The organism is Pseudaquabacterium terrae (genome assembly GCF_013266755.1).
GTDB classification, from domain to species: domain Bacteria; phylum Pseudomonadota; class Gammaproteobacteria; order Burkholderiales; family Burkholderiaceae_C; genus Pseudaquabacterium; species Pseudaquabacterium terrae.
This window is the reverse complement of sequence record NZ_JABRWJ010000037.1, coordinates 1-1,348: the sequence shown is the minus strand read 5'-3', so window position 1 is coordinate 1,348 and position 1,348 is coordinate 1. Positions and strand designations below refer to the sequence as shown.

1 pseudogene is annotated in these 1,348 nt (G+C 64.8%); it reads right to left on the bottom strand.

Annotated elements, in window-relative coordinates:
• Positions 1-1,348: pseudogene (locus tag HLB44_RS36530) on the bottom strand (hypothetical protein); the annotation flags it as partial.

Below are 1,348 nucleotides of genomic sequence, written 5' to 3'. Positions count from 1 at the left end.
GCTGCCGGTCACGTCCCTGCCGTCCTGGGTTTTCCAGGTGTAGTCGCCATTCTTGTTGACCGTGTACTCGAAGCCGCTGTCCTGGTCCTCGTAGTGGTTGCCGCCCTTCGAGTTGTACTTGTAAGGGTCGGGTACGACGGTCGAGTCCTTCTCTTTCGGGTTGTTCTTCCAGTAGTCCTGCTCTGCCAAGAGCGCATCCTTGTCGCCGGTGACATACCTGTCGTCCTGGGTCTTCCAGGTGTAGTCGCCGTTCTCATTCTTCGTGTACTCGAAGCCGCCCTCGCTCCCGACCCTGTTGTTGCCGCCCGGCTCGTACGCGTAAATGTCGTTCCCCTTCGGGTTGTTCTTCCAGTAGTCGGCCTCGGTATCGAGCTCGTCCTTGCTGCCGGTCACGTCCCTGCCGTCCTGGGTTTTCCAGGTGTAGTCGCCATTCTTGTTGACCGTGTACTCGAAGCCGCTGTCCTGGTCCTCGTAGTGGTTGCCGCCCTTCGAGTTGTACTTGTAGGGGTCGGGCACGGTCTGCTTGCTCGTCGGGTCGTCCGTGCGGGTGTCCGGAGTCTTGTTCTTGTCCTTGGTCGGACCGGTCGGGTTGGTCGGCATTTCGCAATCCGGCACTTGACGCTCGTCGTCGCTCCCCTTGGGCTTGCGCTCGTTGTCCTTCGGCTTGTTGCCGTAGCTATTGGGCTTGCGTTCGTAGTCGTCGGTGGGCGTGCGCTCAGTGTCGTAGTTCGGACCGGAGCGCGTGTTCGGCGGGGTGCTGGGGCCGTTCGGCGGCGTGCTGGGCCCGCGTGCATCGGCGGGTCCACCGCTGCCCACATCGCCGAGGTTTTGGTTGAACCCTTCGAACAGCTTGCTGAGCTCGATGAAGAAGTCGCCCAGGTCACCGATGCCACTGTTCTTGTTCGGCCCGCTCGTGTTGTTGGGGCCGCCCGCGGGATTGGTGCTGCCGTAAGGGCTGCCGCCGGTGCTCGGAGGAGCGCTGTAGGGGCTGCCGCCGGTGCTCGGAGGGGCGCCGTAAGGGCTGCCACCCCCATACGGGCTGCCACCGCCATTGGGGTTGGTGCCGCCGAAGGGGCTGCCGCCACTGTACGGGCTGCCGCCGGTGTTGGGATTGGTGCCGCCGAAGGGGCTGCCGCCGCCGGTGTTGCCGCCGCCGCCCGTGTCATTCATGTGCTGCATCAGCGGCATCAGCGACTGCATCAGCTGCATGACCATCTGCATCAGGCCCTGGATCTGCTGCGCGGGGTTGCCGGACCCGCCGAGGCCACTGGGGCCGCCGAATGGCGTGCTGCCGCCCGGGCCGCCCAACTGCTGCGGGTCGGTGCCGTTGCCGAAGTAGCTGTTGGCG